The 25,984-nt window shown below is 58.3% G+C and carries 32 protein-coding genes, 1 tRNA gene and 1 pseudogene; 5 read left to right on the top strand and 29 right to left on the bottom strand.

What is annotated here, in order from left to right; genetic code table 11:
• Nucleotides 1-36: 36 nt before the first annotated feature.
• The 5 genes from BLU28_RS07435 to BLU28_RS07415 are packed head-to-tail and all read right to left on the bottom strand — an operon-like array spanning nucleotide 37 to nucleotide 7,065.
• Nucleotides 37-2,916 (bottom strand): phage tail protein, encoded by a 2,880-nt coding sequence (locus tag BLU28_RS07435; RefSeq protein WP_234794382.1) that lies wholly within the window; start codon nucleotides 2,914-2,916, stop codon nucleotides 37-39.
• Nucleotides 2,917-2,974: 58 nt separating this feature from the next.
• Nucleotides 2,975-3,403: a GNAT family N-acetyltransferase gene (locus BLU28_RS07430; protein ID WP_077986152.1), complete on the bottom strand. Its 429-nt coding sequence runs from the start codon at nucleotides 3,401-3,403 to the stop codon at nucleotides 2,975-2,977.
• Nucleotides 3,403-4,068, bottom strand: a complete 666-nt coding sequence (locus BLU28_RS07425; protein WP_077986153.1) for a hypothetical protein — start codon at nucleotides 4,066-4,068, stop codon at nucleotides 3,403-3,405. Before BLU28_RS07425 ends, BLU28_RS07430 begins: the two co-directional genes overlap by 1 nt.
• A 9-nt stretch (nucleotides 4,069-4,077) precedes the next feature.
• On the bottom strand, nucleotides 4,078-4,722 hold the full coding sequence (locus BLU28_RS07420; RefSeq protein ID WP_077986154.1) for a hypothetical protein: 645 nt from the start codon (nucleotides 4,720-4,722) through the stop codon (nucleotides 4,078-4,080).
• Between the two features lie 3 nt (nucleotides 4,723-4,725).
• A complete protein-coding gene (locus tag BLU28_RS07415) occupies nucleotides 4,726-7,065 on the bottom strand; it encodes a phage tail length tape measure family protein (protein WP_077986155.1) in 2,340 nt (779 codons plus the stop codon).
• A gap of 14 nt (nucleotides 7,066-7,079) precedes the next feature.
• Between BLU28_RS07415 and BLU28_RS07410 the strand changes: the two genes are divergently transcribed.
• Nucleotides 7,080-7,565, top strand: coding sequence for a YbjQ family protein (locus BLU28_RS07410; protein ID WP_234794381.1), 486 nt, complete (start codon nucleotides 7,080-7,082; stop codon nucleotides 7,563-7,565).
• An 18-nt stretch (nucleotides 7,566-7,583) separates the two neighbouring features.
• Nucleotides 7,584-7,916, top strand: a complete 333-nt coding sequence (locus BLU28_RS07405) for a hypothetical protein (protein ID WP_234794380.1) — start codon at nucleotides 7,584-7,586, stop codon at nucleotides 7,914-7,916.
• Nucleotide 7,917: 1 nt separating this feature from the next.
• Here BLU28_RS07405 and BLU28_RS26850 read toward each other — a convergent pair.
• From BLU28_RS26850 to BLU28_RS07330, 15 genes and pseudogenes are all read right to left on the bottom strand, one after another.
• Nucleotides 7,918-8,097 (bottom strand): annotated as a pseudogene (locus BLU28_RS26850) (phage tail assembly chaperone); the annotation flags it as partial.
• Nucleotides 8,098-8,117: 20 nt separating this feature from the next.
• Nucleotides 8,118-8,477: a hypothetical protein gene (locus BLU28_RS07395; protein ID WP_077986158.1), complete on the bottom strand. Its 360-nt coding sequence runs from the start codon at nucleotides 8,475-8,477 to the stop codon at nucleotides 8,118-8,120.
• Between the two features lies 1 nt (nucleotide 8,478).
• Nucleotides 8,479-8,910: a phage tail tube protein gene (locus tag BLU28_RS07390; RefSeq protein WP_013636135.1), complete on the bottom strand. Its 432-nt coding sequence runs from the start codon at nucleotides 8,908-8,910 to the stop codon at nucleotides 8,479-8,481.
• Nucleotides 8,911-8,944: 34 nt separating this feature from the next.
• Nucleotides 8,945-9,355, bottom strand: a complete 411-nt coding sequence (locus tag BLU28_RS07385) for a DUF3168 domain-containing protein (protein WP_077986159.1) — start codon at nucleotides 9,353-9,355, stop codon at nucleotides 8,945-8,947.
• The gene (locus BLU28_RS07380) at nucleotides 9,355-9,885 is read right to left on the bottom strand and encodes an HK97 gp10 family phage protein (protein ID WP_234794379.1); all 531 of its coding nucleotides are present in this window, start codon (nucleotides 9,883-9,885) and stop codon (nucleotides 9,355-9,357) included. Before BLU28_RS07380 ends, BLU28_RS07385 begins: the two co-directional genes overlap by 1 nt.
• Nucleotides 9,846-10,202 (bottom strand): head-tail adaptor protein, encoded by a 357-nt coding sequence (locus BLU28_RS07375; RefSeq protein WP_077986160.1) that lies wholly within the window; start codon nucleotides 10,200-10,202, stop codon nucleotides 9,846-9,848. The genes BLU28_RS07380 and BLU28_RS07375 overlap by 40 nt, the downstream gene beginning before the upstream one ends.
• Entirely contained in the window at nucleotides 10,162-10,347 is a 186-nt protein-coding gene (locus BLU28_RS26495) for a hypothetical protein (protein ID WP_077986161.1), read from the bottom strand. The genes BLU28_RS07375 and BLU28_RS26495 overlap by 41 nt, the downstream gene beginning before the upstream one ends.
• Nucleotides 10,347-10,886: a head-tail connector protein gene (locus BLU28_RS07365; protein ID WP_077986162.1), complete on the bottom strand. Its 540-nt coding sequence runs from the start codon at nucleotides 10,884-10,886 to the stop codon at nucleotides 10,347-10,349. The genes BLU28_RS26495 and BLU28_RS07365 overlap by 1 nt, the downstream gene beginning before the upstream one ends.
• A complete protein-coding gene (locus tag BLU28_RS07360; protein WP_077986163.1) occupies nucleotides 10,849-11,058 on the bottom strand; it encodes a hypothetical protein in 210 nt (69 codons plus the stop codon). Before BLU28_RS07360 ends, BLU28_RS07365 begins: the two co-directional genes overlap by 38 nt.
• 46 nt (nucleotides 11,059-11,104) lie before the next feature.
• Entirely contained in the window at nucleotides 11,105-12,382 is a 1,278-nt protein-coding gene (locus tag BLU28_RS07355; RefSeq protein ID WP_077986164.1) for a phage major capsid protein, read from the bottom strand.
• 71 nt (nucleotides 12,383-12,453) lie between these two features.
• Entirely contained in the window at nucleotides 12,454-13,086 is a 633-nt protein-coding gene (locus BLU28_RS07350) for an HK97 family phage prohead protease (RefSeq protein ID WP_077986165.1), read from the bottom strand.
• The gene (locus tag BLU28_RS07345; protein ID WP_077986166.1) at nucleotides 13,083-14,357 is read right to left on the bottom strand and encodes a phage portal protein; all 1,275 of its coding nucleotides are present in this window, start codon (nucleotides 14,355-14,357) and stop codon (nucleotides 13,083-13,085) included. The genes BLU28_RS07350 and BLU28_RS07345 overlap by 4 nt, the downstream gene beginning before the upstream one ends.
• On the bottom strand, nucleotides 14,358-16,004 hold the full coding sequence (locus BLU28_RS07340; protein ID WP_077986167.1) for a terminase large subunit: 1,647 nt from the start codon (nucleotides 16,002-16,004) through the stop codon (nucleotides 14,358-14,360).
• A gap of 12 nt (nucleotides 16,005-16,016) precedes the next feature.
• A complete protein-coding gene (locus BLU28_RS07335; protein WP_022556422.1) occupies nucleotides 16,017-16,472 on the bottom strand; it encodes a hypothetical protein in 456 nt (151 codons plus the stop codon).
• 119 nt (nucleotides 16,473-16,591) lie between these two features.
• On the bottom strand, nucleotides 16,592-16,912 hold the full coding sequence (locus BLU28_RS07330; protein ID WP_077986168.1) for an HNH endonuclease: 321 nt from the start codon (nucleotides 16,910-16,912) through the stop codon (nucleotides 16,592-16,594).
• Between the two features lie 60 nt (nucleotides 16,913-16,972).
• On the opposite strand from BLU28_RS07330, the gene BLU28_RS07325 reads away from it, so the two are divergent.
• Nucleotides 16,973-17,497 carry a hypothetical protein gene (locus BLU28_RS07325; protein WP_139190396.1) on the top strand — a complete coding sequence of 175 codons (525 nt, stop codon included), beginning with the start codon at nucleotides 16,973-16,975 and terminating at the stop codon, nucleotides 17,495-17,497.
• 117 nt (nucleotides 17,498-17,614) lie between these two features.
• Here BLU28_RS07325 and BLU28_RS07320 read toward each other — a convergent pair.
• From BLU28_RS07320 to BLU28_RS07310, 3 genes are all read right to left on the bottom strand, one after another.
• Nucleotides 17,615-17,691, bottom strand: a tRNA-Met gene (locus BLU28_RS07320).
• Between the two features lie 144 nt (nucleotides 17,692-17,835).
• Nucleotides 17,836-18,741, bottom strand: coding sequence for a hypothetical protein (locus BLU28_RS07315; RefSeq protein WP_077986170.1), 906 nt, complete (start codon nucleotides 18,739-18,741; stop codon nucleotides 17,836-17,838).
• Nucleotides 18,742-18,774: 33 nt separating this feature from the next.
• A complete protein-coding gene (locus BLU28_RS07310; protein ID WP_077986171.1) occupies nucleotides 18,775-19,248 on the bottom strand; it encodes a VRR-NUC domain-containing protein in 474 nt (157 codons plus the stop codon).
• Nucleotides 19,249-19,810: 562 nt separating this feature from the next.
• Here BLU28_RS07310 and BLU28_RS07305 point away from each other — a divergent pair.
• Entirely contained in the window at nucleotides 19,811-20,758 is a 948-nt protein-coding gene (locus tag BLU28_RS07305) for a hypothetical protein (protein ID WP_077986172.1), read from the top strand.
• Between the two features lie 122 nt (nucleotides 20,759-20,880).
• On the opposite strand, the gene BLU28_RS07300 is transcribed toward BLU28_RS07305, so the two are convergent.
• From BLU28_RS07300 to BLU28_RS07290, 3 genes are all read right to left on the bottom strand, one after another.
• On the bottom strand, nucleotides 20,881-21,075 hold the full coding sequence (locus BLU28_RS07300) for a hypothetical protein (RefSeq protein WP_077986173.1): 195 nt from the start codon (nucleotides 21,073-21,075) through the stop codon (nucleotides 20,881-20,883).
• 8 nt (nucleotides 21,076-21,083) lie between these two features.
• Nucleotides 21,084-21,263, bottom strand: coding sequence for a hypothetical protein (locus BLU28_RS07295; RefSeq protein WP_006697472.1), 180 nt, complete (start codon nucleotides 21,261-21,263; stop codon nucleotides 21,084-21,086).
• 99 nt (nucleotides 21,264-21,362) lie between these two features.
• Entirely contained in the window at nucleotides 21,363-23,564 is a 2,202-nt protein-coding gene (locus BLU28_RS07290; protein WP_077986174.1) for a bifunctional DNA primase/polymerase, read from the bottom strand.
• Between the two features lie 77 nt (nucleotides 23,565-23,641).
• Here BLU28_RS07290 and BLU28_RS07285 point away from each other — a divergent pair, with 77 nt between their 5' ends.
• Nucleotides 23,642-24,463, top strand: a complete 822-nt coding sequence (locus BLU28_RS07285; protein WP_077986175.1) for an HNH endonuclease — start codon at nucleotides 23,642-23,644, stop codon at nucleotides 24,461-24,463.
• A 155-nt stretch (nucleotides 24,464-24,618) separates the two neighbouring features.
• Here the strand turns inward: BLU28_RS07285 and BLU28_RS07280 are convergent, their stop codons facing one another.
• Genes BLU28_RS07280 through BLU28_RS07270 form a run of 3 tightly spaced genes read right to left on the bottom strand, consistent with a single transcriptional unit; the run spans nucleotide 24,619 to nucleotide 25,828 of the window.
• Complete coding sequence (locus tag BLU28_RS07280) at nucleotides 24,619-25,056, bottom strand: hypothetical protein (RefSeq protein ID WP_077986176.1); 438 nt, start codon at nucleotides 25,054-25,056, stop codon at nucleotides 24,619-24,621.
• 56 nt (nucleotides 25,057-25,112) lie between these two features.
• Nucleotides 25,113-25,487 (bottom strand): DUF6511 domain-containing protein, encoded by a 375-nt coding sequence (locus tag BLU28_RS07275; RefSeq protein WP_077986177.1) that lies wholly within the window; start codon nucleotides 25,485-25,487, stop codon nucleotides 25,113-25,115.
• On the bottom strand, nucleotides 25,484-25,828 hold the full coding sequence (locus tag BLU28_RS07270) for a VUT family protein (protein WP_234794378.1): 345 nt from the start codon (nucleotides 25,826-25,828) through the stop codon (nucleotides 25,484-25,486). Before BLU28_RS07270 ends, BLU28_RS07275 begins: the two co-directional genes overlap by 4 nt.
• Between the last annotated feature and the right edge of the window lie 156 nt (nucleotides 25,829-25,984).

The following is a 25,984-nucleotide window of genomic DNA, read 5'->3' as shown; positions in this document are numbered from 1 at the left end:
CTGATTTCCGGCTGTCATTTTTCACCTGTTTAGAAGTTAGCGCTTCATGACAAAGGCGCGCATGTATCCGCGGCGGATGCCTGCGGTTGCTGTCGTCGTGGAGCGTAGCTGAAGTTGGAACGTCGTCTGTGTTCGCCCGCTCGGCGGGATCATAACTACGACTTCTGTCGACGGGATCGTGCGAGACGGTTCTGTGCCGCCGGGAACAATTCGCTGCCTCAGGTTCGAACCATCATCAGCAACAATGATGCGATATTCAGCTTCTGCCCCGGCAACCGCACCAACAGAGCCGTTGAACGTCACCTCGACCAAAGGTGAGCCAGCTCCGTGAAAACTCGTGAACGACATGACCGTCGAGAACGAGTTAGCAACGTCAGCGCTCTCAACACTTGTGTAGTCATAACGAGTGACTGCCCCAGGATCGATATTCGACGTACCGACAGTCAGCGTGCCGATGTAAGCACTGGAAATATCGACATTGCCAAGAACGGCCGAGAACGCAGAAAGGGTGTTAGCCTTGATGTCATTCGCGTAGAGGACGCCATCCTGCACCGTGAAGGGCCGCTTGATAGTCGCCCCGTCGTCGCTCGCGACAACAAACTGACCAGCCTGAACAATGACGCGCGTAGGCAAAGCCGGGTTGGCGGGGACATCCAACAGCAACGACGCGGCACGATATGCGCCGTCATTGACAGCGGCCGTCACGCCATACCGCGCTGCGTATCCTGATGGAGCAGCGATAGCAGCCCAAGCCACATTGACGAACGCCGAGCTGCCGCCCAGTGCTGCCGTTAGCGTTTCGACCTTGCCCGCGACGGCCATGGTTTCGTTGACAGCAAGCTGGATATCCTCACGATATTCAGCGCGGGCCGCGCCAAGCTCGACAGAAAGTTCTCTGGCAAGCTTCCGCGTGTCTTTGTACGCGACCGTTGCCAGTTCCATCTGCACGGCGATGAGGCCGTCGATGGCATCCTGCGCTGTTCGCGTGCTATTGCGGAGCCAGCCGAGCGCTTCCTCAACACCCGTCAGATCGATATCAACGAACACATCCTTGTCAGAGAGCAGGATGTTCGGCGTGATGACGGGAATAAACCCAGACCACAACACCGGCCTGTCGCCGCCAGGAATGTATCGACCGCGGACAACGTAGCTTTCGGCCGGAAGGAGGCTTTGCGAGATAAGCATAGAGCCAACCTGGGGCTGGTCTGTGCGGCCTTCGGAGATTTTCTCCAGCGTGGCCTGTAGTCTCACCTCATATTCGATGCCGATGACGTCATCTAGCCGCCCATCGCTGTTGTCCCAGGTCAGCCGAATAGCCGGCCGGCGATCCTCTCCGGAGCTATCCTTGACCGTGGCCGGTTCTGCGAACCAGTCGACAATCGGCTGTGGCGTCGGACGAATGACACCAAGCTGGCCGTCAACAGGCGGCTTGAACTCGGTATCGCTGCTCCAATCGTAGTCAGCCGGATCCACCTCAGTGATGTCGATCATCACGTCGAGGTTCGCACGATCAGCAACGCCGTCGATCCGCACCAGCTTGGCGATGTAGCCGTTGCGTTCCGACGTCCACGAAAACACCGTTCCCGGTGTTGCGTAGGCCCAGAACTTCGGCGGCAAGACGACCGTATGCCTGCGGAAGCGTCGCGCCTCCTCAAGCGCCGACTTCATCAAGCGCTGAACCTGCTCCGGATAAGGAACGAAGTTCAGGTCGACGTCGGCCATCAGTCGGCGATTGCCGTCGATCGCTTCAAGGTCCGTTCGATAGAGCGGCGGTGCGGTCTTGGCGACCCAGCCATCTGCCGGCGACGGATAGTTTGCCGAAACCCCGTTGATGGTGTCAGCCAGTCCGAGGAACGGCGTGAACTCCTGCTCTTCCGTCGACAGGATATCGTCGTCCGTGAAGGCGATAACGGGAGCGTCAGGTGCACCGGAGTGGAGATAGTAGACGCCACCGACTTCCGAAATCCTGCCTTGGCAAGCCGTCAGCAACGCTTCGACGGCGGAGGTCAGAGGTGCGTCAACCTGGATCTCGCCACCACTGCGGTAGGTGTTAACCCATCCCGTCGATTCCAGCGTACCGGCGCGATGCTTCTCGATCTGCGCAATCCACGCTGCGGCAGGCAGGCGTGAAGAGGAGAGGTTTTGGAGACCATAGAACCACTGGCCGTTATAGGTGATGCCGCGCAGCAGATTGTAGATCTGCACTGCAGGCAGGAAGTCACCGTCCCCGCCCCATGTCGCTGGATCTGCAAATCGCTGCGGACCGACACCGCCTTGCGTGCTGTCACGCGAGATGTCGTATAGGCGCAGCCCTTCGAGCACGAACTTGAAGGACGGCACGCCCGAAAACATGTTCTTCGAGACGCGAGCCGTTACGATCGCATAAGCAACGCCGCGCCCGATGCGATCCGGGTTCCACCACCTGTTGCCGTTGGAAACCGACGTAAACAGGAAGCTATCGGCAGTCGTCTGGGTGCCGTCGTAGAACTTGACCCAGAGGCTGTCCGGATACTCGTTGACCGCATAGCCGCGATCCGTCAGCCCGCCGAACGTTACGAGCTCGCCATTGACCCAGACCTCGGCAAGGCCGCGCACGGGCAAATCCGACAGGGCAATAACCTGCGTGAGGTAGGCGTTCGGTGTGTCGCCGTCCTGCCCCCAGGTATTAACGAACACCAGCGAACCAGCGGTAGCAGTGCGGCCCATGATGAACGAGCGAGCAACATCGCCGCCGCCCTGCAGTGTGCCGTTTATGGAGAACGTCGGGTCTTTTGGCTTGCCAGCGAGAGACTGCGCGAGAAGGCTGACGCCGAGGCCAACGGCAGTTTTCAAAAGGAACGCGCCGACTGCGCCAAGGCCGCCAATAAAACTGCCCACAGCCGTAAAAACGGATGCAATAGCCGTGAAAATAGCCATCGATTTTCCTTGGGATGCGCGATGCGCGCGGGGCGCGGATGGCGCCGAAGGAATGCCGCTATAGCGGCTTCATGAAGTGTGTTTCGACAGCGCTGTAGCCGCACCGCTCGTAAAGGCTGGAGACGTCATTGGTTGCCAGCGAAGCCATGCCGGCAGAGACACAGCCGACTGATCGCGCCCACGCCTCGTAAGCATCAAGCATCTTGATCGCTCCCCGACCGCGTGCCGATGGAGTGACGTACCAGACCGTTTCCTTGGCAATGCGACCGGCGCCGAATGGGTGCTCGAAAGCACAGGCCATCAACACACCTTGCGGGCGCTCGCCTGCGACAAGAACGCAGGCCTTGTCCGAGGCCAGATGCTGTTGAAACAGTCGATCGGCGTAAGAAGCTTGGAACGGGAAGGTGAACCCGGCGGCTTCATGGCTTTCCCGAAGAAGTGCCACAATGCGGTCACGGTCCTTGCGCTTTGCGAACCGGATATCCATCAGAATATACCGAACAGCTTCTTGCGCTTCTTTTGAGTGGCGACCTTGCCTTTTTCGGAGCCCCAGAAGAATTCCCATTCGGACGAGGTGTCAGCGTCGGTGTAGAAAGCATCACCGGCCTGTCGCAGCACCTGCGTGGCATGGCTGCGCGTCGACGGATTGGACCGCGTCATTTCCTGCGTGTGGCTAGCGCAAACCATCGTCACGCTGCCTTCCTCATTTTCGGAAGGCGTGTTGATCGTGATGGTATCGACGAAGCCAACGAAGCGGCATTCAGCCGGTGCGACCATCTGGCGGCTATCCGGATCGAACAAGCCTCGGTAGATCTCGACGCGGGCCTGACGGCAATCATACTGCCGCACCAGCGTCTGCACGTGCTCGCTTACCTGAGACAGGCGAATGTTGACGTTCTGTACCGAGAGATTGGCAACGAGCGGAATGTCATCGATCTGCACCAGCGTGCCGGAGCCATACCAGTCACGCGTAACCGGCAGTCCTGTGTCCGGATGCACGACGGCGGCTGACACGTTTCCAACGTCCGACCACATGCCGTCGGTAACCGGCGCACCAGTCGTCCGATCGCGCGCAACGAACCAGAGGAAGTCACGCGCCACCAGTTGCCGCGCCTCAAGCGCAGCAAGGTTTTCTGCTGAGATGTTTCTCATTGATTTCTCTTAGCGGGCTTCGATCGCCTGAAACGTGACCGTGCCGCGACCGGTGGCCATGTCGGCTGTTGTCGAGATTGAGCCGGGCACGATCGCCATGATGCAGGAAGGCTTTACCAGCGTCGCCGCCACAGGCGCCGTGACACCGGGCCATAGATGCGGACGAACCTCAAACTGCGTTGTCACTCCGCCTGCGCTGGCCGTCATAGGCTCCATCACCATATGCAGGTCTTTGTCGCCAATCTGGACGTAATCGCCTACCGAGACCTTGTAGCCAGCGGGAAGACCCGACAGCGAGATTGCCTTGCGGTTACTCGCAATCGTAGCCACCTGCCCTACCCCGGCAAATGCGCTCCCGGTTGGCCAACTGCCATTCGGATAAGCCACCGGGAAGCAGCGCGACTTCGGGAATGCGCGGAACGTCTTCAGCCCGTTCTCCAAGCTGGTGAGCCGCGCGCGCCAGTAATCCAACTCGTTCGGCTTCATCGATCGCGATTGTGCCGTCATCTGCCAGAGCGGCGAGCCCATGTCCTTAACGACAGTTCGGCCTCCTGCTGTGCGCGACTGCTCCTGTCGCCAGAGCAGGTTGAACTCAGTCGACCAGCCGGGGAACTCATCGAAAAACGAAGTTGGGAGCGGATATGTGATTGTCATGCCTTACCCCAACTTCACGTTTCGCTTCTGAGCCGATCGAACGGCGGCTTCGACGCGGCCTTGCATTTCTGCACCCTGCTTTGCGACAACCTTTTCCAGCCTGGCCACAGCGGCAGCATCAGCACCACGCGCGTCGATGACGGGTGCGTAGTTGACCTTCACTGCGTTGTCGTTGGCTGGCCTTAGTGAGGGAATTGTCGGGACAGACACGCCTACTGCGCCACCGTTGGCGTAGCCTTTACGGAGTGCTTCAACTGCCCCTACTCCACCGGCCCGCGCCACATCGGCTTGGGACCACACGACCTCGCCTTTGTGCACGATGCCTGCAGGCTGGTATTTGCCGCCCGGACCAGTGAATCCGCCCTCTGAGAAAAGCCCACCTGACAGGCCGGCGTAACGAGACGCACCACCGCCGAATAGATCAAGCAGTCCTCCCAGAAGCCCGCCACTGCCGCCAGCCGCGCTGTTCACTTTGAAGATGCTGTTGAGCACATCGTCCAGGAGCGCGTCCGCAATGCGGCTGAGCGCGCCAGCAAATGCATCCGCGGCACTCTCGCCATGGATCAAATCGTCGATAAAGCCGCGCGTTGCGTCTCTCGCGACGTTGTTCCACTCGTTCAGCTTTTGCTGTTCCTCTTGCGCTTTTCTAAGCGCCTCGGATTGCCGAGCATATGCAGCAGACTCCTGCTCGATTGCAGCAATCTTGTCGGGCGAAAGCTTGATGCTTTCGAGGTCTTTTTCGCCCTTCTTGCGCGCCTCTTCGCGAAGGTCAGCCAGCGCCTTTTGCTCTAAATCTAGGGCGGTGCGGCGCTTAACTTGAGCCTCATTGGACAAGCCAATAAGGTTCATTTCCTGGCGCAACGCCTCAGTCCTATCTCGAACAGCCTGAAGATCTTCTGCGAAGCGGTCAGAGGCCGTCTTCTTTGGAGCCCTTGCCCGCTTCGGCGTGCCGAAACCTCTGTTTTTGTCTGTGTCCAGATCGGATGGGCGGCGTTCTGGTGTGGGGCCGTTGTCCGGTAGTGGAAACTGCGTTCCTTGGATTGTGGCGTCTGCGCCGAATTGGGAATCCTGCTGGCCTGCACCGCGCCACGTCCTCGGGTCATTGATCCTGGAGGTCGCAACAGAGGTGACCTCATTGACCTTTTGGACGCTATCCGCTGCAGTCAGCGCTGCCGCTGAGAGTGTGGAGAAGTATTTGGCGAACTCAGCGAGTGCAGGAATACCAGTGCTGTTGATCGCCGCACTTAGAGCAGCCTGCACACGGTCGACATCTTCAGTCTGTGCCTTGCCTTCTTCGGCAGCCTTCGCGAAGTCATTGAATGCTGACTGGAGGTTCTTGATAACGTCAGCTTCTTCACCTGCAGACTGAAGTTGCGAAACCAGATCGGCAATGGTGGCGCGCGTACTTTCGACCTCTTTGCGAACGTCAGCGAGCGTATTGGTATTTACAATGTCGGCGCCCTTGGTGAGGTCGGCATTATCCTGCGCTCGTTTCAGCTGGTCGGCGTAGTCGCGCAAAGCGGGAACGGCATCGCCCCAGCGTTCGGCGACCGCAGCAATCAGCGCAGCCTGCTGTTTGAGCACTTCGGCGGACTTATCGCCTTCGCTCATAATCGTCGAAAAGTACTGAAATGCCGCTGTGCCTGCGGCGATGACGCCAATCGTTACCAGCGACAACGGAGAAATCACCGACGCGAAAGCAGCCGCAAGACCTTGGCCGACACCCTGCCCGCTATCCTTTATCTGCTGCAGTACGGCCGAAAGCTGGGTGCCCTGCTGAAGGGCGATCTGGATGGGAGACATCCCCATCGCTGCGGTAACGCCGATGTCCTGGAACTGGGCGGCAATGTTTGCGGTATTGAAGCTGTTGCCGCTACTTGTAGTGACCGTAGCCTTTAGCGCGGCGTTGCGACCCTTAATGGCCGCGGTCGACGCAAGTGCCGCCTGTCGCTCTCTCTGAATCGCAGACGCCATCTCGTTGGCAGAAATTGCGCCGGCGGCATGGGCCTGCCGAATTTCGGCGACCGCGTTCTTATAATTCGAAATTGTTGCGAACAACGGGCTGTATTTGGCGCGGAGGCGATCAAGCTCTTTCTGCTGATCAGCGAGAACCCCGTTCCATTCTTTTGCTGCCGTCGTACCGATGCCCACCATGCTGTTGATGCGATCCTGCATCGAGGTGGTGAGCGAGTTGTTGATCGACTTGCCGGTAGCGGCAAAACGTTTCTCAATGCCGTTAGATGCCGCGCCCACATCCGACACCAGCCGATTTAGCGCACGCTTTACGGTTGCAAGGTCGGTGCTGATTGAGATAATCAGATCATCACTGTTGTTGCCGGCCAAGTCGGTGTCCTAACGTGAAAAAGCCCGCCAATGGCGAGCCGAGAAGGATGGATATGCCCAAGTGCAAACGATGCGGGACGGACTATTATCTGGGCGGGAAAGACGGCCACTGCGTTGACTGTGAAGAAGCGGTCGCGAAAAGCGACGGCGACGCCAAAAAGCAGTCGATCATCATGACGACCTCGATTGGCGTGCCCAACCGTGAAGTAGATAGCGTCATATCGATCGTCGCGTCCGAAGCTGCCCTCGGCATGAACATTTTCAAAGACGTGTCCAACAATTGGCGCGATTTCGTTGGTGGTCGGGCAAATTCATCTCAAGCCTCGCTCAAGGAGGCACGTCTCGCGTGTTTGGATGGCCTCAGGTCAGAGGCCTACGCGGTAGGGGCTGACGCCGTGATATCCGTCGACCTAGATTACAACCAACTTGCTACGGGCAGCACCGGTGGCATCCTTTTCGTCGCCGCCACGGGTACAGCGGTCAAGCTGAAGCCAGCATAATATCTTTTGGGGGGTACCATGAAAATAGCGGTGGCAATGGCGGCTTCAATGGCCGCAGCCCTTACGAGCTGCACCAAAATGGAGCAGTACTATCCAAACGGGCAAGTCGTTGAGATCGACGGTATTGAATTTTCCGTCTCTCCAATGGGCAACAAGGCTGGCTCTTACAAGGCGATGCCGAACAATCCAAAAGACCAGTCATTCCTGATGCTTGATCCCATGGTTTGGGTTAGGAACACTAAAGCGATCGAAAAAGCTACCGGATGCAGCGTGTACCGCGAAAGCGTGAAGAATCATGAGAACACGACCTTCGCCGCGGTCGACTGCTCAGCTAAGCCGAACCCGGCTTAGCCTAACCACCGTACTTCTTGATCAATTCATCCATTTCTTCGTCGGACGGTGGCGCCACGGACTTTTTGGCTCCGTTCGCTTCGGCCTTCCCCTTCACCGCAAGGGTGAACTCCGTCAAGCTAGACGCCCAGAATATTCCTGGGGTCCAGCCGAGGCCGCCGAATGCGATCTTTTGCCAGTCGCGCCAAGGGAAAGGTTCTTCTAAGCCGCCTTTTGAGCGGCTTCCCCGTTTCCCTCGTCGTCCTCATCGAAATGATGAGACAGCGCCTCGGAAATAGCCTTGGCGACGGCACCGAAGTGTTTCAGCTTCAGCGTACCAATTGCCGCGACTTTGTCGCCGAGCACGGTAAGCAGGTCGAGTGCGGCCACAGTAGCGGCCGGCTCGACGCCTGAAAGGCGAAGAAACAGATCAGACATGCTCTTGCAGGAAAGGCGCGAAGACACAGCGGCAAGACCGCCCATCTCGGCAACGATAACCAGCGGCACCTTGCCAACGAACAGGCCGACTTCGCCCCGCGCACCATTCACTTCAAGCGGGAACGGCTTTTCAGCATTGGCCAAATTACACCTCCGCAACGAACGTCAGAACGCCGGCAGCAACGAACGTGGCCGTGAATTCCATGTTGCCCTCCATCTCGCCGCTGAACTCGAATTCAGAAACGAACCAAGGGCCGGTGTAAGTACCCAGGCCAGGAACGATCACCTTGGCATTGAATTTGGTCGCGTCGTTGACGTGCGTCATGAACGCGGTGTTCGAAGCGCTCTTAACGAACTTGCCTGAACCAGAGAACGTGCGATTCTTGATGCCCGGCTCTGCTGTTTTCTGCGGCGTATTCTCTGGATTGACGCAGTCCGTGATGGTCGTGTCGACCTCATTGGCGGACATATTGAAACTGCGGGTCGTGAGACCGCACAGGTTCGAAAAGACTTCGGGAGTTTCGCCGTCACCGATCTGGATGAGCAGCGTACGACCAATCTGTTGACCGTCGGCCATTTGTAAACCTCAAAAAGTAGGGGTTGGTGGCCAATCAGGCCGGTGTCTCGACGCGCGCGACAAACTCGACGACACCGTGGGTCGTGACTTCGTCCGGGTCTTTGAAATGACGGGTGTCTTGCCGCGTGATCGATATCAATCGATGTGAGGGCAGCACTAATGGCGCTTCATCCAGAGCCTCGACGACCTCGTGAATGATTTCCTTTAGCTCCTTAAAGCCTCCGGAGTATTGCGACCAAACGTGGATCGTCACGTAGATGAGGTTCGACTTTAAACAGCCGACATCATCCCTGATGACTTGGCTTTCGCCGTATTCGACGTATGGGAACGGTGCGTTAGTCGGCGGTCTGTCATAAATTCTTTGCGCCACCTTCGCCGTCAACCCTGCTCGCGCCTTTAGCCTCGCAACGATGGCGCCCTGTAATTCGAGATCGGGGTTAGCCATTACTTTTTCATGGCCTCCCTTACGCCACGCCAGACGGCGTCGTTGATGCGCTTCTTCGCTTTGGCCCTAAATGCTCGCCACGTCGGGAAAATATGCGGTTGCGCCCGCGTGCCAGGATGCATCTTTGCGCCGGCCGCCTGCTTCTTGCCGGCAACCGTACCGCCACCCTTCGCAACGTTATGCGGCCGTGTGCCGAACTCCAAAAAATGCCAAATCCAAGCGGCGAAAACGCCAGTCGCATCCGGATCCTTGCTGGCCGATGCACCGACGAGCGCTTTCGCAGTCGGTCTGTCAGAAATCTTGGCGCCCTGTATAGAGGCAGCGTAGTCGCCGGCCGTTGCGCTGTTGCTTATCGGCGCTCGGTCGGAGATTTTATCGGCGGCTTCGGTAGCGATCTGTAGCTTCGCTTCGGCGGCGTACTTGTTGGCGAGCGGAGCGACCTGATTGAGCTTCTTCGTCAGCGCTTCGCGGCCTAGGACTTTTGCCTTAATCACGACGCCTCCCCCTGCACCACAAGCAGCTCGATCCACTGGTTGCGTTCGTCGATGTTAACCGCAGCCTTGATTGCGTAGACGACACCGGTGCGCTTGTTACGCGCCCGCCACGCTGGCGTGACGGTGCGTGTGCGCTCGTTGCTGCGGACAGTCATGGTGAAGGGCTGCAATCCCTGGAGCCGGCTGGCGATAACCGTTTCCGATCCGACTCGCGGTTCAAGTCTGGCCGGTTCGACAAATTGCTCAGCAAAGCCGACCACAACGCCGCCATACCCATCATCGCCCTCAACCTCGGCCTCAAAGCCGATGCGCTCACTCAGCGAGCCTGCGCCCGTCCTCTTGCGTTTTGGCATTCGGTCGATCCTTGGTGGGTTCGGCAGCCTTAGCCGCTATTGCAGCCGCGGCGCACTTGCGCGTGACGTTGTAGAGGCCGACTGGATAGGCGATCGTGAAACCCGGCTGGCGCCAGTCGAACGGTTCATGGAAGCGGAGCCACATCAGAGATTGCGCCTGAAGTTGCAGAGCAAGGCGTCGAACGCCGAGAAGCCCTCATCCACACTGTTCTCGCGTCGCTCGTAGGCATCGGCCACCCACAGCAGGATAGCGTGCTTGATTGCCGGCGGCGTCGTTTCGTAACCGGCCTGCGAGGTCACAGTGATGCGAGAGCCAAGCCTTTGGGCGGGCCACTGCTTGCCGTATGCTGGCACGATAGAAACGTGAAGGCCATCGGAGCGAAGCTCATAGTCTGCTTCGGCGATGGTTCGGCTTTCGCCGTCAGTATCCACGTACGAAATCGCAACGCTGGTAAGCGGGGCGACAGGCACATGCGCGAAATCAGCGAAGCTGTCGCACTTGGCCTCTATCGTCTGCACAGCAACTGCTGTTGCGGTGTATTTCTCGACGTGATCCACGGCCGATGCGACGATCGCCTCAATCAACGTGTCGTCATCGTCATGAAACACGCTCAACTGTCTCTTGGCCTCTTCCAGAGAGACCGGTTCAGTCGTTCGTGCCGTCACCTTCGGAGGATACCACATTCGCCTTACCTCTCCGCCTGGTGGTTGTTACTGTGTCGCCCGACTCATCGACCTTAACGGCGTAGCCGGCGGCGATAAGGCGCTCTGCCTCGTCGCCTTCAAAGTCGCGTTCGTCGCCGGGTGACAGTGAATATTCATTGCCTGACAGGCCAATCAAAAGCTTCAGTTTCATGCTTTTCTCCTTGAGTTGGAGGCGGGCCGAAGCCCGCCATCCTCAATTAGGAAGCAGCCATGACAAGGTGCTTGATCGCCGCAGAATCGCCGAGCTCGCCATCGAAACGGATGAGACCAGCGATACCCAGATCAGGCCAGAAGCGCTCACGCAGTACACCGATGACCGGAGAACCGACCTTGCGGACGAAGTACTTGGAGAAGTCGCCGAAGATAACGGGCTTCGCGCCAGCTGCAATCAGCGGCACGTCGTCGTTGATCTCGTAGCGGTAACCCAGCAGCGTGCCTGGCTGCTCCTTGGTGATGTCGCCCATCTGCCAGAGGTAGTTGCCCTGGCCGTCCTTCAGTTTGCGAATGGCAGCCAGCGTGAGGTCGGCGAACTGCCAGCGGGCCTTCGGAGAACGGCGATAAGCCGCATTAACCGAGTGCAGGAGGTCGATGAGTTCGTCGGACGCGATAGCAGCGGCTGCCGTAGCCGTCTTGCCGAGGGTGGACGCAGTCACAACGCCATTCGGGTCGCCAGTGCCGTCACCGATGGTGAGTTCGCGATTGGCGATGCGGCCCAGACGTTCGCCGAGCAGAGCGCCCAGAAGCGATTCCATGTTGAAGATGCTGTCGGCAGCAAGCTCCATGGAAAACTTCACGAACTCGGTGTCGTAAACGTATGCGCCGAGCTGCTTCTGGCCGAAGGTGGCGTCCTTGCCGCCGTCATCCGTCAGCGCGGTGCCTTCAGTGTGCTTCTCAGCAGTTACGGCGGTGTCGTCAACAGTGGGAATGTTGATGATGTTGCCGGACGTGGTGGAAATGACGGTCGCGATGTCCTCGTTGTACATCGGACCCCAGTCCTTCATCGTCTTGACGATGAAGTTCGCAAGCTCGACTGGGACGGTATAGCCGCCGGCGGTATTCGTGCCGGTCGTCTGCATGCGGAATTCCTTGGTGGACTGTACGCCAGCCTTGAGCACAGAGCGCTCTTCGGCATCAAGTTCGCCGAGGTCGGCGCCAGAAGCGAGGAACTTGTAGAATACCGAGCGGTACTCGAGCTCTTCACCCTTATCCTGGCCACGGGCTTCACCGTCGTTGCCAGGGCGCTTGTTCTCGCGATCCTTGCGGGCGCGTTCTTCGAAGCGAGCCTCAATGGCGGCCTGACGCTCTTCGCGTTCGATCTGCTTTTCGACCTTGTCGAACTCGGCCATAATGTCGTCATGGCGCTTGTCGAGCTCCGCAGAGCGGGCTTCGTCGGTATTCTTGGTGATTTCATCCAGGGCTTCGCGGGCCTGAGTTACAAGGCGCCCGCGCTTTTCCTGCAGTTCCGTAACGGACATGCTGTCTCCAATCTTGGAAGTTGTTGAGAAATGGCAGGACGTCGTCCATGCCCTCCGGCTCTGCCGGGTGACTACGAAGCGTCCTGCCGGATGCCTCGAATTACTTGCTCGTGCCGCGCTTTGCGCTCGGCAACGCGGCGCGCAGCGGCGGCCTTGTTCTCGGCCCTACGCTGCTCGTCAGACTTCGCTGCCTCTGCCTCGGCCCTCATGACCTCAAGCGACCTCTTGGCGAGCGTGGTGTCCTCGTACGCGGGAATTGGCGTGGCTGTGACTTCGTAAAGCTCCGCCTCAAGAATGGTTCGGCTCGGCAATTCGCCAGTGTCGTCCCACTCCTGTTTTGTTGCGCGAAACGCGAATGACATCCCGCTCACGTCTCCGCGCTCGACAAGCTCCCATAGGTCGTTGCCGTCTGTCGTGTTCGGAACATCGATCTCGACCTTGAGGCCGCGCTCATCTTCCTGCAGCCTGAGCGTCTTGCTCTTCGTGCGGCCGATAACGCGACCCCAGTCATGGTTGACTAGCGCAAGCACGTCACCGCCGAGGGCGCGAGTAAAAGCGCCCTTGGCAATGCGCTCGACAAAGTAGTCGCCGATCGTTGTGTCACTATCCCAGACAACGGCATAGCCCACGAGCGTTCGCTTGTCGGATTCGGCGCGAATTTCAACGCCAAGCGTGCCACCACGCTTTTCAATATCTTTGATCATGCGGCTTCCGCCTCGCTGTCTTGATTATCGTTGGCCTGTGGAGAATCCCCACCTTGCCCAGCGTCGAGTGGCTGCTGTCCAAGCGGCACGGTTGCCCCTTGGACAAGCAAATCGTTGCCATCCTTCATCGCCGGCCTGTTCTCGAGCGCGCGTGCCTCGTTAGGCGTAATTTGCGCCGTCTGGATTGCTCGCGCCAAGCCTTCGATGCGGCTCTTGAAGTCGCCACGCATCAGCCCATCGAGATTGTGCTCGACATATCGACCATTGCCGGAGCGACCAAAAAACTTGAGGTTAATTTCATCCTCAAGCGCCTTGGTCCACTGGCCGATCAGGTGCTTTACGAGGTGCAAGTCCTGCTGCTCGGCGTTGCTAAACGTCGCACGGGAGAGGTCCTGCAGAAACACAGGCGGAAGCTGCCATGCACGCGCGATTTCCTCGACTTGGAATCGTCGGGCCTCGACCATCTGGCCTTTGGCCGGGTCAATTCCGACTGGCTGCAATTTGTAGCCGGCCGGGATCGGGAAGATCGGCTCGCTTGCATCCTTGGCAGCATCGACAGACCGCTTGATGTCTGCCTGCGCTCGCTTCATCGCTTCGGCGCCAGCCGGAAGCGGTCCTTCCAGCGAAAGCGGAGGAACGCCGCCACCAGCGAAGAAATTCGAGCCGTAGTCGTTCATGGCAATCGCGAGCTGGATTGCCTTGGTTGCGCGCTGTACCGGGCCGTAATGCTTGACGCCGTCGGAGTGAAGCATAAACGGAACGTCAATCACGTCCTCGGCGGGGTAATCCCTGCCGTCAAACTGATAGACCGTCTTAAAACCAGTGCGCTTGATGACCGTCTTCGACGGATCCATAGGCCAGAGCGAATCCACGCCCTGCGCCGTGCGCTCGATGTAGGCTAGTCCGCGGCCACCTGTGAAAACCTGCTGCCAAAACCACTGCCAGAAAGCAAACGAGCCCATTGTCTCGTTTGGCGCCCGGTTGACGACAACCTCAAGCCTGCCTCCGACGCGTTTGGCGCCGTCCTTCGTGTCTCGATACGCGTGCCGCGGGATAGCGGCAAGCGTCCTTGACATGAAGGCGACCGCCGCAAGAACCGCAGGGACCGTCAAAGCTGCATCGATCGTTACGCGTGGCAGACTGGCCTGCTGCACGCCAAAGAACGCCATAAAGTTCTCGGCACTCACCGGCACAGACGGGCTTTCGATATTTGCGCGGTTTTCCGCAGGTTTTTCCGCTGCGCGGCGGCTAAACCAGTCTTTTACAGCCATTTATGCCGCCTTTGTGATGGAAAAATCTGGGTCGTCCCAAGGTGAATAGGCTGCAGAGGAGCCCTCGTAGGTTCCGGCCATCGCCGTTGCCATTGCCAAGGCGACTGCGCCATCGATACGGCGCTCGCGGTTATGTTTGACGAGCTTGCGATTGCCGGCTGGATCCGCTTTAACGGTGGCGTTCATCATGCACATAGTCAGAACTGGATGGTCGCCGTGGGCCAGATTGCCGTTCAGGATGATGCTCTCAAGCTCGCGAAGTGCCGGAGACATCGACTGGAAGCCCTGCCCGAAAGGCTGGAAAACAGCGTCGTCGCCTTCTAGCTGATCGTCGGTGAAGCCAGCCTTTTGCAGCCATGGCTTCAGATGTCGGAAATTCCACCGGTCGAACGCGATCTTGCGGATATCCATCTCTTCGAACTGGTCGCGCAGATAATGCGCAACAAACTCGTAGTCGACGGTTCTGCCTGGAGCTGCTTCGAGATGTCCATCCTTATGCCAGACATCGTAAGGCACACGGTCGGCCTTAGCTTTCGCTCGTATGCCGTCGCCGGGCAGCCAGAACGTCGGTTTAACGTGCCAGATGGTTTTGCCTTCCTGCTCCTTCGGCGCCATGAGCACCAGAGCAGTCAGGTCGCTCACCTCAGAAAGGTCGAGCCCACCAAAGACAGGGAGACCATCAAAGTCCACAACTCGAGCGTTACACGCTCGCCAAATAGCCGGCGACACAAACGGAGCATTGGCATCGATCCTTTGGTTGAGATGTAGCCAGCGAAAGCTGGCCTCCTCGGTCGGCATACGTGCCGCACGCTCCGCGTCATCGCGAATCGACGAAACGGATTTGAACTTACCAAGCGCGGGGTTCGCGGCTTTCCACGCTTCCTCGTCGAGGACGTCGCAATCAGCCGGAGCCGTGTAGAGGTGCGAAACCGTTCGTAGTGCTTTTGATGTCTCGGCATCGTCCAGCCATCGCGAGAAGAGGTCGCCGTCAGTCGCCGCCTGCGTCGAGATAGCGAAGATCATCGCCTTGTCGCCGTAAGCGCCTTGCGACGTCACGATCGCTTCGACGAAGTCGTCATGCGGGCCTTTGATCTGGCCGACCTCATCGAGGATGGCGACCAGTGGCGAACCGCCGTGCGCGCTCTTGGCTTCCGCTGAGCTGGCGCGGTAAACGACGTTCTTGCGCAGACCGACAATCATCTTGCCGGACGGGACGATGCGATACAGCCCTTTCAGGCGCGGCGACATCATCAACATCTTGCTGGCGTAGTTGAAAACTTCCGCAGCCTGGTCGCGAGAACGCGCGCCCGACATGATGCGGCTGTTTGGAAACGCCTCAGGGCCAATAACGTGGCCGAGCAAGAGGCAGGCGATAGTGGCCGTCTTGGAGTTCTTTCGCGCGATCGACAAATACGCTCGCGACGTGCCGTTCGGGTTGTCATAGACCGACAGGATGAAGGCCACCTGGAAGTCCAGCAGCCTGATCGGCTGCCCAACCAGCGCACCCTCTGGTACGACCAAATACTCTTCGATAAAGCGGCACATCTTCTCGCCGCGGGTGAGCTCCGACGTCGGCAGTCCGCGCCAGTCGCGCAGAACCGGGATCGGGCCGCACTTGATGGCGCCGACCACGGCCTCAGAAAGCATTCACAACCTCGATTAGGCTAGGAGTTCGTCATCCACGCTCGCGCCCGCCTCAATCTCCTTGGCATGGTCGCGCCGCTTGGCTGCGTCCCTCGCCTCGCCCTGTACGGCGCGCGCATGCAGCGCCAGCGATCGGCGGAACGAAAGAATGGAAGAAGCATGCATCTGGACCACGGACTTGCGGGGGTTCGCGACCGGAGTGCCTTTTTCGGTGACGGCGACCGAACCCTCTGTGCGTAGCAGATCCTGCTCCCTCACAAGGTCGGCCATCGTGCGAGCAAGCATCGCGGCAATCTCAAGCTGGTGCGCCGACCAATCGGCGCGGGCGTATTCCGCGATGACGTTCTTGAAAAACGGGACGTCACCGTCGTCGAGCGGCACGTTTTCGGGAAACTGGATCTCCTCAGATGCCGCAGAGGCAATCCTTATGGCCTCATCAACGCTGTCGACGCGGCTTTTCTTCTCAGACATGCGGAATCCCCTCGCGCACGCGCGCTTGCGCGCACGCTAGGCAAAAATCTGTGTTTGCATTTGAATTGCGTTACCCCGGCGGTCCTGCGGTGGGCGGTCGGCCACTTTCGAGGCACCCCCTACCCACCAACCTCGACCGGATATCCATCGACACCAATGACCACGGCCCGCTGGCCTCGCTCGATGCGAGCCTTCAGCTTGTCGTGGCATGGAGCACACAGTGATTGCAGGTTGTCCGGGTCGTAGAACAAAGCCTCGTCGCCCTTGTGCGGTTTGACGTGGTCGCACACCGTTGCCTCGGTAACGTCCTCGATGGCCAAGCAGAACCTACACAAGGGCTCGGCAGCAAGCTGCGCCTCGCGGAGGCGCTGCCAGCGTGCTGTGCGATAATGGCGACGGTAAAGCGCGGCTTCCGCTGAGCGGCCGTGGGGTTTGGGCATTGCGCTACACCCTTATGACGTGCACTCTTACGGTTATGCACTTGCAATATGGGGGATGAGATGAGTTTGTGGCTGCAGGTCTTGCCTGCTGTGACCGGCTTTGTTGGCGTTCTAGCTGGCTCTGGTATTTCACTAATTGGCCAGCACTGGCAGCGTACCTATGACCGCCAACAGAAGAAGCAATCAATCGCGTTTGCTATTGCTGCGGAGATAGAAGCGTACATCGATATCATAGATCATCGAGGCTGGGTTCCCATCGCTGAGATGCTTTTCACACAAGCTCAAAATGGCCAGATACCTAAAGTTGAAGGGTGGCTGTCAGAGCAAGATCAAGCAAAAGATCCTTTCCCAATATTTTCTGCGAATATGGGAAACATAGGAACACTTGGGCCGATCACGGGATCACTTGCCAAATTCTACACGCGAGTCATCGGAATCAGATCCACAATCGCAGATATGCAAATTGGTTCATATGATGCTCTCGGCGCGCAAGGTGTAGCAAACGTTATAAGAGGGGAGATCGACCTTTGGCTCGAAACAGCTGTTCTAGGACGAAAGATAGTTCGAGAACTTCGCGATCTGTAGCCGTCCGCATTTAGACGACGAGTGAAACTCGCGAACAAAACAAAAGCGGCCCGCTCAACCAACCAAGGGAACGGGCCGCACGATCACCATGCAAGCGGAGGAGAACGCGCATGGGATTGGTTGCGGAGGTGAGATTTGAACTCACGGCCTCCAGCTTATGAGGCTGGCGAGCTACCGGACTGCTCTACTCCACGTGATAGTTACCCAAAGCTCAGAGGCTGCAACAAGTGCAGCATGGCGATGGGTCCGACGCTTAGAGCGCTCGGAGTGTGGTGGGGTTCGCAACTACGTTGCGCCACCCCTTCACATTACTCTCTCCGAGATCGCAGAAAGGGACGTTACGAAGCCGCCTTTCGTAGTGCCGCCACCAGATTATCGTTTGCGGCCATCAGTCGGCGCTTCCCTTGCCGTTCCGCTTGCTTGCCTTGGTGGCCAGCCTTCATGCCGATATCAGCCATGTTTCTCGCAGTCCTTGCCGCTTCCAGGGTCGCCCTGTCTTCGTTCTTCAGCTCGTCAACCGCATCGAACCACTCCTTGCGATCAGCCATCGCAGTGACGATGTCCTGCCACATCATTGAGCCGCCGCCAGCGCATGTGGTCTTTTGCATTCCCAGAAAGCTATCTGCGATCCTGGCTGAGCCACACGGAAGACCATCGGGACAGCGGGTGAACGTAACCTTGCTCATGTCGGTGTTGGCGTAAGCCTTGGCTAGCTCCGCTCGCGCCTCGTCCGCCGTCATCCTCACACGTGGGCCTTTGTGCTTTTTGCCGGTAAGGTATCTGGCCTTCTTCGTGTCGAGCATGTCGGCGAAGTATTGGTTGCTGTCGGTGACCTCTTGCGGATTGTCGTCTCCGCCTAACGCAACATCCACCTTGTCGCGAGATCCAAGCATGGCACCGGCCGGCATCCTTGCCGCGTATTCCTCAACGCCACCGTCGATGGTGAGACGGTACGCTTTCTCCGTCTGGGTGCCATCGCTAAACCGCAGCCGTCCGATACGTACCACCTGCCCCGCTTCGTTGCGCTCAACCTCGCCTGTTTCCGCGTTCTTCATGATCTCGGCGACCGATGGGGTAACCAGCCTTTTGCGATCGTGCTTCAGGTCTTCGATTTCATCCGGGTTGTTGTCGTTGGCTGGCACGACAGACCAATTTGTCTGTAGCGGCTCGGGCTGATGGTCGGGCTCGGTGGCGAAGCGTCGCACCGCCGCCAACTGCTCTGCAAGTGATCCATGTCTGGCCATATCGTCTCCCCTGTGGTGTTACTGCTGCTGCGCTTACGTTGGGTGATTGTCGTTATCGGCCAGCCATCCTTTGACGAGTGCCACCGCCTTGCTGGCCGCTTCCGTGGTTGATGTGAACCGCACCACCTCCACTGCATGCCCGAGCCGCGCCAGAGACGCGTGACGCTCAACCTGGGCCGGTGAGAGCCGCCCCTTGCCGACCTTGTTCTCGATCATCCTCAGCACGCCGCCTCTGAGATAGATCCGCAGGTCAGCTTCGCCCGGCGTCATGCCGGTTGCGATTGCGTCTGCCTGGGCACGTGGACCGCGCTTCGCGCTGTTCATGTCGCCTGCCAGCAGGAACTGGCGGCCGTACTCCGGCAGCGACCGCAGGGCGCGAACCTGGGCCGCCTGCCCTTCGCTTTCCTTGATGGGTGCGTCTTCGACAGTGACCTTGCCTTTGGGCGAAGTACGGATGACGACGCGCTTGCCATTGATGCGGGTGGTTTGGCTTGTGGCTCTGCCCATGGGCGTCTCCTCGTGGTGCGGTGTCGTGGTGGCGACACACTTACTTTCCGAGAACTGGCCGAAAACGGGTAGTCGAATTTCAAAATATTTTTGGGTGAGCATCAGGTTGCACCCTGACCGCCCTTCTGCCCGGTGCACGTTGCCCGAATAAATCATCTTGAGAACCGTGCGCGCGGCACACCGCCCTGCACGGTTGCACGTGTAGGGGTATATATAAATATATACCCTACTAAACGTGCACTAACCGGGCAGCGCTGTGCAGGTGTCTCCGCCCGGATGTGCACAGACACTGCACGGATAAAAAATGGGCTATCCGGGCGGTATTAGAAGTTGAATTACAGATTAGAATTTGGTTGTATACGCGTTAGATTCTTCTCCTCGGGGCGCCCAAATGTCTAATGACAAAGATCCAAAAAATAATGTCGGAAAAGATAGCCGTAAAGGCTCATCTGAACACGGCAGTAGGCAAATCAATGAACAGAAGAATCTGACTCTTGAACACCTGAGAGATAAGGTCGCGTCGAAACCTCGACCCGATAATAAAACCGGACAGAGCTAAGCCTTGGTAGGTGACGCAACTTCCTTTTGGCCTGGCAATCTTGCCGACTACGCGTCGTCTGCGGGCCTGCCAATCTCACTGATCGCTCTGTGGTTTGTGTTGAGGCAACTGAAAAAGGACGGTTTAGCTAGCTCAGCCAACGCAGTTGGAGCTGCATACAATTCGATTATCAAGGCAATAAACGATCTTGATGGAAAAGAAGCCAAAGATCGGGAAGCGGCATTATCTGAGTTGTTTAATCAGCTAGAAATGGCTTGCGCACTGAAACGAGATGGGCAGTTCAGCGGCCATTCTGGTGCTCTAGCTTCAAAGATGCTCCTCGGCATTATCGAGATCTTACTAGGCGATGAGGAGAACCTAGCCTACTTCAAACGCGCAACATCTAACTCCGACACATTCCAAAACATTAGAGCGATTATGACCGAAGCTAACGCCAACACACCTCCTGTCGAGCCGAAGCAGTTCATGAAGGGGCGAGCTGAAGTTGCTGAGATCGTCTATAAAGACTACAAGGAGATGCAGAGAGCGACCTTTGATATCGCTAGCCAGTTAGGAAGGTGGTTGCTCGCAAGCTTGCTATTGATCCATGGCGGCGCGTTGTTTGGTCTCTTCACATTCCTCAGTGAACTTGCGGACAAACCAGATGCGCTGGCGCGCTACCAGTGGACGGTGTGGTGGTTCGTCTCAGGACTGATGCTCACGCTTTTTGCAGGCTTGTTCACTTGGTTGAATTGGTCGATGCACAGCAACAATTACGAGGCGTGGGCGAACAAGGCAATGTTGTGGGACCCAGATCAATGGGCGGGTCAGAACGTCCACACTTGGGGTGTGAACTTCTGCTATTGGGCGGCTTTGATCTTAGGCGTGTTGTCATCGCTCTGCATCGTTGGAGGCGCGTACTCTACGCTCAACGGCGACTGGGTCCAGCTCGTAAAAACCGCGCTTGCGTAACAAAAAAGGCCGGTGCATCACTGCCCCAGCCTTCCTGTCGCTCGTCGCGTTCTGCCAGTACATCCGTGGTCAGTGCGCAAGCTGTCTGGCCACATAACTCTCGACATCGCCTTTGGTTCCCGTCAGGCGCCCGGCCAATCGTTGGCCGGCTCGTCTATTTGCTTCGGGTCGTCTGAGGGATCGGGATCTTCCTCATACGAAGTCGTCAATTCATCAAGAGCTTGCTTCATTGCGGCAAGGACATCTGGGGCCGTGTGGCCTTTCTGAACAAACCTATCGGCGAGCTGCTCGAGTTCAATTCTGATCTCATCCTGCATAGACAGCCTCAGTGCTTTTTGTGGTCGCCGCGATCGCCCTCGCCGGGCTTGGCGTCATGCTTTGCCTTGTGCCGCTTGTCCGCAGACAGAGACCGGCCAACGTCGACGCTCTCCTTGAACTGACCTTTTTCATCGCGACGGACGTAGCGCTTGTCAGTGCCGGTATCGATTAGCTCTCTCTTGGACATGAAATTCTCCTCGCTCACGTTGAACGAGAACAACGCGTGGGATTCCAAAAGGATGCGCACGTTCTCACGGACCCGAATACAGATGAGCTGTTGGGCGGCCTAAGCCGCCCTCACAAACACCGCCAACTCGCGCCTAACCGGATCCCGTTCCTCCCGCTCGACAAGCGCGCCTTCACGAATCAGAGCAGTCACAAGGCTGGCCGCACGCTTGCGCTGCGTGTTATCGTCCAAATCCAGCCCCACAGCGTACGCTACAGCGCCTCCGACCCAGTTCTTGGCCTTTGGCGACTTCTTGTAGTCGGACGCGCTCACGGCCGCCAAAATGGACGCGCGCTGGTCTTCTGTCAGGTCTCCCGCCACTTCCTCGGCGCTCGGCCAATGCCACTCGGTCACGACAGGTGCAAAGTCCTGCGGCTGAGCAAGACCGGTCCCGTTTCCAAGCGGCGTCGAGACGAGATGGCGCCACTCGGCCTTGTGCGAAAGCGGCGTCAGGTTCGACTTGCCATAGGTGGTGTAGAAGTAGCCGAAGCGGTCAGCCTTATCGATTCCAGCCTCTCCTGCCTGCTCTTCGGACATGCGGTTGAGAACGCGCACCGAACGCGCCGCACCGATCAGTGACACAGCACCGCGTGCATCTTCAACCGTTGCCTCCCGGTCGGCCACCTTGCGCAGATGGTGCACGATGTCGATCGAGCAGTTGGTGTAGTCAGCAATTTGGGCCCACAGCTTCGCCACCTTGTCGATCGCGCCGTTGTCGTTCTCGTTGACGCCGTGCGTGGACACAAACGGGTCGACAATCATCACGTCGATGCCGTTGTGCTCGATCTGCTCGACCACGGCTTCGACGATCGGCTGCTGGATGCGCACGCCGGCCTTCTTGTCTTCGATAGCGACGCACAGCTCCTGCTCGCGTCCGCTGTCCAGGAACAGATTCCCTTCTAGGTCGGCAGGCTTCAGCTTGTAATGGATGCACGCTGCCATGATGCGCCGCTCCATTTCGTCACGCGGATCCTCGGCGTTGAATATCCAGGTGCGCAGACGCTTCGGCGGCTTTGTGCCAAGCAGCGCCCTGCCAGACACCATAGCGAGCGCTTCGGCGATGCTGCTCGACGTCTTGCCCAGACCGCCCGGCGACACCGTGACGGACACGTACTTGCGGATGAAGTGCGAGCCATAAGCAAACTCTCGCCGCGGCAGGGTCTTGGGGTCGATCCATTTGAACGCGGTGGCGGTGATTGGTGAGGACGGAGGCGCGTTGTCGTTGGCGGGATCAATGTCCCCGACCGGCGACTCTTCTGCCTGCGGCACTGCTTCCGCCACGACATCCGCTTCTACCGCAGCCGCCTGCTCGCGCAGCCTACCCTTTTCAAGGCCACGTTGGATCATCCGCGTGATGTCCACGAGACGCGTGTTGTCGTGCGCCGGGAAGTCAGGCTCCGGAATATGGCGCGGGTTCTGGATGCCAGCCTTTAGGCCGTTCTCAATCGTCTTGCAGCAGCGCGACCAGTCCCTGCCCCAGCCGCGAGCTACGTCCTGCAACAGCGCACGTGCCTCGGCCTCGCCAATCGCACCGGCGCCGACGATAGTGCCGATCGAGAACGCAGCGTCGTTGAGCGCATTGTTGCGCGTGCCCATGGGAGCGCCAGCAAGGTCCGCCAGTTCACGGTCGACGGCCGCATCAACATAAGCATTGTTGGTCGCAGCCGACAGGCTGTATTGCGTGTGAGCGGGCGCCGACTTCGGCAACAGCAGGTCGAGCAACCACGCAGGAGCGTCGGCGATCTCGCACGTGTCCGTATCCCACTTGTAGGAGCGCCCATTCGCCATCGTGCTGCCAGCGGCCAGCACGTAGCCACCCTCCGACCGGATATCGACGCCAGCGCCAAGAGCGCCGCGGTTGCGCGTGCCGACGACGTACTTGAAGTAGATGTGCAGCCCGCCGTTGGGGCTCTTCACGCGTGCCGTGTCGGGCAGCGGCCCATGCTCGGCTTCCATCTCAGTCAGCCAGTCAAAGCCGTTGGCGCCGCCTGGCTTGTTATCGATGTCCAGCGCAAAGAAGCCGGTCTTCTCGCCCGTCGGCAGGCCAACAGCTGCGTCAGGCCAGTCCGACCACCATCTCTCGATGATGCGCGGAAAGCGCGTTGCGCCCTTGAAGCCGTTGGGCGTCAAAGGCGTCTTTTCGCCAAGCGTGATGATCTCGCCGGTTGCCTGGTCGACATACTCCTCGGCGCGTGAGCGGCAGGGAAACACGGGCCAGCCTTGAGCGACATAATGTTGCGCTAGTTCAAGCGGCGTTTGCAATGGGGGTCTCCTTGGCTTGATAAGGCGAGCCGGCGGCTGCTACACAACGCAGACACGCACTTTGGCTAGGGGTGGCTATGTCCTGGGGATTCGATAAAGGTCGCATTTACAACAGACGCGCGAGCATTCACGCGCCGTTCGGCGGTCAGCAGCAGGGCGGCATCATCACCCCGAAGAAACATAATCTGGTGATCATCGTCACAGGCGAAGAAGGTCACGAGCATGGCTACAATGACACGTGGTCCACAGATGGTAGGTTCGATTACTTTGGCGAGGGCCAAGTCGGCGACATGAAGATGGAGAAGGGCAATCTCGGCATTGCCAGCCATTCGGCCCGCGGCAAAAGCCTCTTGCTCTTCACTAAACTAAAGGCAGGCCTAAGGTTCGAAAGCGAGATGGTTTATGAGGGCCATAAGATCGTCAGAGCTCCCGACCGTCTGGGAAATATGCGTGACGCCATAGTGTTCACCCTTCGACCGATCGACACGGTGTTCGATCACGTCGAAAGTGTGCCGGTCGCTTCGCCGCAGACAGCCAAGTCCTTGGATGAGCTCAAAAAGCGTGCCTTTGCCGCATCTGTCCAGAAACCGGCAAAAAATCAGGTGACTACGAGCGTCTTTGACAGAAGTCGCGACGTGCGAGATTACGTGGTTGCGCGATCTCTCGGCAAATGTGAGGGCTGTGGGAACGACGCTCCCTTTACCCGACCGAATGGTGTGCCCTACCTCGAGCCCCATCACATCCGCCGCCTTACCGACGGTGGGCCAGACGACCCGAGATTCGTGATCGCCCTCTGCCCCAACTGTCATCGACGCGTTCATTCTGGAAGTGATGGCGCCGATTACAACGGGACGCTTCTTGAGAAGATGAAGACTATCGAGCTGGGCGTGCTCAGTTAGCCGGATCAAAAAGGCGTCGCCCACGCTGGTGCCATTCGCAGACTCAACATTTTTCAAATCTGTCTCCCCTGTGGTGGTAAGGGAGCGCCGATTGGTGGTCGACGCTGTATGTAAATCAAGTGATGAAGAGAGGCGCTGTCTGAGGCGCCGCTCCATTATTCATCCCACGAATCTCTGTCGGACATCTCGTAGCAGTGCGTAGGGGATACTTTTTTATTTTCTGCGTTATCGACGCATCTATCGACTTTCCAGTCTTTCTCAGATCGAAAATAGCCTCGTCGGGTCCAAAAAGTCATTGCTTTGCCAGCGGGGTCTTTCGCCGTGACTTTGAGATAATCCCCGTATCCCCCCAATGAAATACCTTCGTACTGTCCGTCGGAAACGACGATGCAGCGCGAATACGTTGCCATAGATTCATAGGCCTGAAGCTTCATCATCGCCATGAATTCATCGAGACTATCGGGCGTTTCACAGGCGGCAAAAACACCATCGTTGGAGATCTTCGTTCCGTTTTTGTATTTCCAGACCTCTGCGGAGCCGGCAGTTGGTAATGCGATAGCTCCAATTATCAACAAAAAAGCAATTCTCTTCATTGTCCCTCCCCCAGAATCAAAGACTAGTAATACGCGAGGTTTTGGGACCATTGCAATCAAAACGGCGCCTCGCTCAGCGCCGCCCGCAGCCCCCGAGCACAGCCTTCCCACGCCGCCTTCACCATCATGCGCTGCATGAGTTCGTCGAAATGCGCTAAGTCCGTCACGCCGTGCTCGGCGATGTATTCGCCGACGGCATCAACGCCGGCATCCAGGGCACGCAGCTCGTAGTCGTCGAGGCGATCGATTTTCTTGTAATTATCGATGCCCACGGCGCACCTCCGGCAGATGTAGTGAGGGTCTTTGTCTCGGCCGTTGGCGTTCACGCCGATACCGAAGGCGTGCATGCCGCAGACAAAGCAGGTCGTCGGGTTGTGGTCGGCGTCGACTGTGGGCGTGTGTTGTCTCGGGGTTGTTGGGATTTTGGTCATGCCTGCACCCAGCGCCGGCGGCTTGCGATGAACGCGAAAGCTAATAGGCTCATCCACAACTTGCCAAGCACTTGCCCCTCTACATACTCCAGCGAACCAAAGGCCAGCGCCAAGAAAACAACGCTGTCTACTATTGCGCCTACGGCGCCACTCGCAAAAACCGCCAACCCTAATCGCTTTTCCCGCAGTGGGGCGTAGACGAACATGTCCGCCAGTTCAGCCAGAACAAAGGCCAGCACAGAAGCGACAACGAGTGCGGCCGGTGCGAACAACGCCGACAGAACGCCACCGATAAAAATCGCGGCGATCGCTGCCTTTGCTCCCCCTGCCTCATGCACCATGTCCCGGAGCACCAAAGCAACACCCACCAGAAGGACGCCAGACGGCGCAGTTAGCCCAAAGCCAACAGGAATTAAGCAAGGACCGCCAGGTAAGCAAACCGTCCCAACGTTGCCGATCATCCAATTGGCGGCTGGGACGGTAGCGGCAAAAGCCGC

The organism is Agrobacterium pusense, from assembly GCF_900102105.1.
GTDB classification, from domain to species: Bacteria; Pseudomonadota; Alphaproteobacteria; order Rhizobiales; family Rhizobiaceae; genus Agrobacterium; species Agrobacterium pusense.
The sequence above is the reverse complement of the archived record's forward strand: the minus strand, read 5'-3'. Positions and strand labels throughout refer to the sequence as shown.